This is a genomic window from Selenomonas sp. GACV-9, assembly GCA_900116485.1.
GTDB classification, from domain to species: Bacteria; Bacillota; Negativicutes; order Selenomonadales; family Selenomonadaceae; genus Selenomonas_A; species Selenomonas_A ruminantium_G.
In genome coordinates, this window is sequence record FPAX01000012.1 from 62,213 (window position 1) to 68,705 (window position 6,493).

5 protein-coding genes are annotated in these 6,493 nt (G+C 54.1%); all 5 read left to right on the plus strand.

Features of this window, described 5'->3' with window-relative positions; genetic code table 11:
- Nucleotides 1–3 precede the first annotated feature (3 nt).
- The 5 genes from BM322_RS10070 to BM322_RS10090 all read left to right on the plus strand — a co-directional run bounded on the left by BM322_RS10070 (nucleotide 4) and on the right by BM322_RS10090 (nucleotide 6,276).
- Nucleotides 4–960 (plus strand): serine O-acetyltransferase, encoded by a 957-nt coding sequence (locus tag BM322_RS10070; RefSeq protein ID WP_075430105.1) that lies wholly within the window; start codon nucleotides 4–6, stop codon nucleotides 958–960.
- Nucleotides 961–1,106: 146 nt separating this feature from the next.
- A complete protein-coding gene (gene moeB, locus BM322_RS10075; RefSeq protein WP_075430107.1) occupies nucleotides 1,107–2,558 on the plus strand; it encodes a molybdopterin-synthase adenylyltransferase MoeB in 1,452 nt (483 codons plus the stop codon).
- Nucleotides 2,559–2,605: 47 nt separating this feature from the next.
- Nucleotides 2,606–3,550, plus strand: coding sequence for a family 2A encapsulin nanocompartment shell protein (locus BM322_RS10080; protein WP_075430109.1), 945 nt, complete (start codon nucleotides 2,606–2,608; stop codon nucleotides 3,548–3,550).
- A complete protein-coding gene (locus BM322_RS10085; RefSeq protein WP_082334448.1) occupies nucleotides 3,540–5,153 on the plus strand; it encodes a cysteine desulfurase in 1,614 nt (537 codons plus the stop codon). The genes BM322_RS10080 and BM322_RS10085 overlap by 11 nt, the downstream gene beginning before the upstream one ends.
- Nucleotides 5,154–5,319: 166 nt before the next feature.
- Nucleotides 5,320–6,276, plus strand: a complete 957-nt coding sequence (locus BM322_RS10090) for a serine O-acetyltransferase (RefSeq protein WP_075430111.1) — start codon at nucleotides 5,320–5,322, stop codon at nucleotides 6,274–6,276.
- Nucleotides 6,277–6,493: the final 217 nt, after the last annotated feature.

Sequence of the window (6,493 nt, forward strand, 5' to 3'; positions counted from 1 at the left end):
GTTATGCAGGACATTATTTCTCCTGAAATTCATGCGTACACGCAGCGTATCCTGTCGGATTACGATGCGAACCGTCCGATTGACAAGTTGGATGTATTCAATCAGCCCGATACGAAGGTCATCCATGAGCTGATTGAAGAACTGGTGCGGATAGCCTATCCGGGGTTCAGCAAAGATGAAAACTATCGGATTTACGATATCCGCAATAATCTTTCGCTGGTGGTAGAGGATATAGCCTTCCGGCTCAACAAGCAGATTGCGATAGCCTTGCGCTATGGGCAGCGGCCGGATGATGAGACCCTTGTGGCCACGCGGGGTGAGGCGCAGAAGATTACGTTGGCGTTTCTAGACCGCATTCCCGAAATCCGCGCGTATCTAGCGACGGATGTGGAGGCTGTATTCGATGGCGACCCTGCGGCTGAGAGTGCCGATGAAATCATCTTTGCTTATCCAGGGCTTTATGCCACGACCGTTTATCGGTTTGCGCATGTGCTCTACGAACTCAAGGTGCCTGTCATCCCGCGCATCATGACGGAACTTGCGCATAGCAAGACGGGCATCGATATCAGCCCTGGGGCCAAGATCGGCAGGTATTTCATGATCGATCACGGCACGGGGATTGTCATTGGCGAGACGACGACAATCGGCGAGCATGTCAAGGTTTATCAGGGCGTCACGCTTGGCGCCCTGTCGACATCTGGCGGCCGCAAATTGTTCAACCAGAAGCGGCATCCAACTATCGAAGATTATGTGACAATTTATTCGGGGGCCTCGATATTGGGCGGTGATACGGTCATCGGCCAGGGGGCTGTCATTGGCGGCAATGTGTTTTTGACGAAGTCGATTGCCCCGGGGACAAAGGTCAGTGTAAAGAATCAGGAACTTCGCTATGACAAAGGCAAACGCCAGGTTCAGGAAGTTGAGGAGGATGTGGATTCAGCATGGTTTTATGTGATTTAAAGAAAAGCATATATGACATATTGACAGACTATGATATAGATGATATATTATGTGGCAAAAGAGCTGACTACAGACATTAGAGGCGCTTCGATCCGATGGGATTGAAGCGCCTCTTTTTTATATCAGAGATTATAGGGAGTGATGATATGGCAGTGACGGTTTTGATTCCCACGACGTTGCGTGGTTTTGCGCAGCAGCATTCAGAGGTCGAGGTTCCGGCAGGGACGGCAGCTGAGGTGCTGGCGGCAGTGGCCGAAAAATATCCCGATATCCGTGAGGCAGTATTTGCTGATGACGGAACGCTGCGCGAGTTTGTGCATGTTTTTGTCGGCGACCGCAGTATTCAGGAATTGCAGGGCTTTGCCACTCCAGTACCCGATGGTGCGGAAGTGATGCTGATTCCAACGATTGCCGGTGGCAGCGGCGTACATGCGCCGTTGATACCGGAGAACCGTGAGAAACTCTCTAACGATGAGATTTCGCGCTACAGCCGTCATCTGCTCCTGAAGGAAGTCGGTGTGGCCGGACAGCGCCGGCTCAAGGCGGCCAAGGTACTGATTGTAGGACTTGGCGGGCTTGGCGCACCGCTGGCACAGTATCTGGCGGCAGCAGGGGTCGGCACGCTGGGATTGGTCGATTTTGACGAGGTTGAGCTATCCAACTTGCAGCGCCAGGTCATCCATCGGACGCGGGATATCGGGCGTCCCAAGGTGGCATCAGCCAAAGAGGCCATACGCGGCATCAACCCGCAGGTCAAGGTCAACACCTATGATTATCCGCTTACGGCGGATAACGCGCTCGATATTCTCGGCGAATACGACATCATCGTCGATGCCACCGATAATTATCCGGCGCGCTATTTAATCAATGACGCCTGCGTGCTGCTGGGCAAGCCGGATGTATTTGCCGCCATGTTCCAGTTTGAGGGACAGGTTACGGTCTTCTATGGCAAAGAGGGGCCATGCTATCGCTGTGTATACCCTTCGCCACCGCCGCCGGGGCTGGTCCCCTCCTGCTCGCAGGGAGGCGTCATGGGCGTCTTGCCGGGAATCCTCGGCACGATTCAGGCCGGCGAGGTCATCAAGCTGATTGTCGGTGGCGGCAGGCCCTTGATTGGCAGGATGCTCGTGATTGATGCTTGGAACATGAAATTCCGTGAGCTCAAGCTGCCGCATAATCCCGATTGCCCGATTTCGGGGACGCATCCTTCCATCCACGAGCTTGAGACTTATGATTATCAGGATTTCTGCGGCCTGAAAAAGCAGGAAGAAGAATCAGTCGAGGCCATAGCAGCCAAGGAGCTGAAACAGCGGCTGGATGCAGGCGAACACATAACGCTTGTTGATGTGCGGGAACCGCACGAGCGCGCCATTATCAAATTCCCCAAGGCCAAAGTAATTCCCATTGGGCAGTTGGCTAGGCGGCAGGATGAACTCGATCCGTCACGGGTTACGGTCTTTATCTGTAAAGAGGGCAAGCGCAGCATTCTTGCCATCCGGACGCTGCGGGAGGCGGGCTATCATGGCCCGATGTTCAATCTCAAAGACGGTATCAATAGCTGGGCACGCGATGTCGATGCATCCATGCCACAGTATTGACATATATTCTATTTTATCCATCCATTTTACTGAAAGAGGGTAGTTCTATGGCAAAAGAAGAAGCAAAGATCAATGCACTGGGACAGGAGGCCGCGTATAATCTTGCGGATGTGACCAAGACGCGTCCGCAGTTTCGTTCCGTAACGCCACGCTGGCTCACGAAGGTCCTGGAGTTCAAGGGGCTGGAGTCTGGTATTTACCGCGTGAATAAGGTAGTCGAAGGCGATACCCCGCTCGATGTGCTCTGCAGTGCGGAGAAGAAATCGGATATCGTCCCGCAGGGGTATGTGGAGTATGAGACGAAGCCGCGCGAGTACCGCCTGAATTCCATTTCGACCATCATCAATGTCAATACGGCGATTCAGGATGTTTACAGCTCGCCGTATGACCAGGCCCGCGAGCAGCTCAATCTGGCTATCGAGAGCCTGCGTGAGCGTCAGGAGAGCCAGCTCATCAACAACGATGACTATGGCCTGCTGAAGAATATCGCGGACAGCCAGCGCATCCAGCCGCGTACGGGAGCACCGACGCCGGATGACCTCGATGAACTGATTACCAAGGTCTGGAAAGAACCATCGTTCTTCCTTGCCCATCCGCGTGCTATCGCTGCGTTCGAGCGCGAATGCACGAAGCGCGGCGTACCGCCGGTCACGACGAATATCGCTGGCGGCACCTTCATCGTATGGCGCGGCATCCCCATCATCCCGACCAACAAGCTGCTGGTTGATGGCAAGAAAGAGCCAAAAGGGCAGGGCGGCAAGACGAACATCCTGCTGGTCCGCACGGGCGAGGCAAAACGCGGCGTCATTGGCCTGTTCCAGTCCGGCCTGCAGAATGAACAGTCCCGTGGCTTGTCCGTCCGTTATCGTGGTATCGATGATAAAGGCGTTGCCTCCTACCTTCTGTCCCTGTACTGCTCGGCAGCTATCCTGGCTGATGATGCCATCGCAGTGCTCGAAGATGTTGAAGTAGGTGAGTACTATGACTATTGAGCCATTCGTACCGGCAGGGCTGCCGTCTCCGGCGGAGATTGCAGGCTGGGCTGGCGCGTACTTTCCTGAGTTTTCTGCCCGTGAGGCAGAACAGTGCGAACAGGGGCTGGCGGATCTTGTCCATACCAGCGATACCCGTGTCATAGGGCGGGCGGCTGCCAAAGCCTCAGCCTATGCAGCTAAGGCTGGCATCCATGAAGATGCGTGGGCAAGCCTGGCGCAGGAGTTTGGCGGGCAGGCAGCAGGGGCCGATGGCGTGGCACCTGCTGATGCGGCTGGTTTTCGCCCGGCTGTAGTATCCGTGCGCGAAGCAGAGTCCGGAATCTTGCCCGCCCAGGCAGGAAGAGTGGCCGCTGGGCAAGGGGGCTCTCCTAAAGCCAATGATTCCATTATCGTGGGCACGAAGTCGCTAGCCGATATCCGCCGCGATTTTCCCGTGCTGGCTGAGAAGGTAAACGGTCATGACCTTGTCTGGCTGGACAATGGCGCGACAACGCAGCGTCCGCAGGCCGTCATCGATCGTTTAGTTTACTTCTATCAGCATGAGAACTCCAATGTGCACCGCGGCGCCCATGAACTGGCAGCCCGTTCGACTGACGCCTATGAAGGCGCACGTCAGACGGTGGCTGATTTCATCCATGCGCCATCAAAGGACAATATCGTCTTTGTGCGGGGGACGACCGAGGGCATCAACCTGGTGGCACAGGCCTATGTCAAACAGTACCTGCAGCCCGGGGATGAAATCATCGTGTCACTGCTCGAGCACCATGCTAACATCGTACCCTGGCAGCTCATTGCGCAGGAGACGGGCGCTGTCATCAAGGTCATACCTGTCGATGACAAGGGCAATCTGCTCGTGGCAGAGTATGAACGGTTATTTACCAAGCGTACGAAATTCGTTTCGGTGACGCATGTTTCTAATACATTGGGTACGGTTACTCCGATGGCTGAGCTTACTGCCATTGCACATCGCCACGGTGTCCGCATCCTGATTGATGGTGCGCAGAGCATTGCCCATATCCCTGTAGACATCCAGGCCATCGATGCCGATTTCTTCGTTTTTTCCGGCCATAAGGTCTTTGCCCCTACGGGTATTGGTGTGGTCTATGGCAAACAGGAAGTCCTCGAGGCGGCTAAGCCTTATCAGGGCGGCGGCAATATGATAAAGGATGTCACGTTTGAGCGTACGATCTATAATCCGGCGCCGAACAAATTCGAAGCCGGTACAGGAAGCATCGCTGATGCGGTTGGTCTTGGCGCGGCCTTGGAGTATATCCAGGCCATCGGCATGCCGGCCATCAATCAGCATGAGCATGACTTGCTGGTCTATGCCGAAAAAGAAATGGCGAAAGTCAAGGGCCTGCATCTTATCGGCCACGCAGACCATAAAGCCAGTGTGCTGTCGTTCGTGCTGGACGGCTATGACATCACGGCGGTCGGCGAGAAACTCAATCAGTTCGGCATTGCCGTGCGGGCAGGTCATCACTGCGCCCAGCCGGTACTGCGTCATTTCGGCCTGGAAGGAACAGTTCGCCCGACGCTTGCTTTCTATAATTCTCCGGAGGATATCGACGCATTGGTAAGAGCCTTGCGTTTGTTCTGAATTCGCTTTGGCACTTGTGGGTTTTGATTGACAGATGTATGCTTGTATGCTACCATGAAACAAGAATCCAATGAGTGGACAGATCAAAGGGTTCCGAATCCTGTTTTGGACAGGTTTTGGAACCTTTTTTGTATATTATATGGATATTGCCAGAAGGAGTATTAGCATGAAGGACTATATTTCAACGGAGATACATGATATTACGAAAGATATATTGGCGGATTATGACAAGAAACGCCATATCGATAAACTCGACGTATTCAACCAGCCGGACACGAAGGTTATCTATGAATTGATCCAGGAACTCGTGCGCGTGGCCTATCCGGGATTTACGAAGGACAAGAGCTACCGCATCTACGATATCCGCAACAACCTGTCGATGGTCATCGAGGATATCGCCTTCCGTCTCAACAAGCAGATTGCTATCGCCCTGCGTTATGGGGAGCATCCCGACGAGGAAAAGCTGGAGGAAACACGCGTTGAAGCCCAGAAGATCACGCTGGCCTTCTTGCGCCGCATCCCTGAGATCCGCGAGTACCTGGCAACCGATGTCGAGGCGGTCTTTGACGGCGATCCCGCCGCCGAGAGTGCCGACGAAATCATCTTTGCCTATCCGGGACTCTACGCAATCACGATTTTCCGCTATGCGCATGTGCTCTATGAGCTCGGCGTTCCAGTAATCCCGCGTATCATGACGGAGCTTGCTCACAGCAAGACGGGCATCGACATCAACCCGGGGGCGACGATTGGCAAGTACTTCATGATTGACCACGGCACGGGCATTGTCATCGGCGAGACGACTGAGATTGGCGAACATGTCAAGGTCTATCAGGGCGTGACGCTTGGAGCCCTTTCGACCTCGGGTGGTCGCAAGCTGTTCAACAAGAAACGCCATCCGACCATCGAGGATCATGTGACAATCTACTCGGGAGCATCAATCCTTGGCGGTGAGACGGTCATTGGTAAGGGTGCAGTCATCGGCGGTAACGTATTCCTGACGAAGTCCATTGCGCCAGGCACCAAGGTCAGCGTCAAGAATCAGGAACTGCGCTACAACCAAGGAAAACGCGAAGTGCAGGAAATCGAGGCGTATCCAGATGCCGCTTGGTTTTATGTAATATGAGGAACGGTTTGAATCCGCTGGCTCAGTAGAGAGCTAGCGGATTTTTTCGTTGAATTGCAGTTTGTCTGTTAGTACTAGATTACAATAAGCTTGATACAGCTCAGCTTGGGTGAGGGTGGGTGCACTTTTTCTCCGCTCCGCTAAATGACCCGCGCTGGTGTTTAAGTACGTATTTAGTTACATGCGCCGGGCAGGCCGGCGGCGCGCCAATACATCT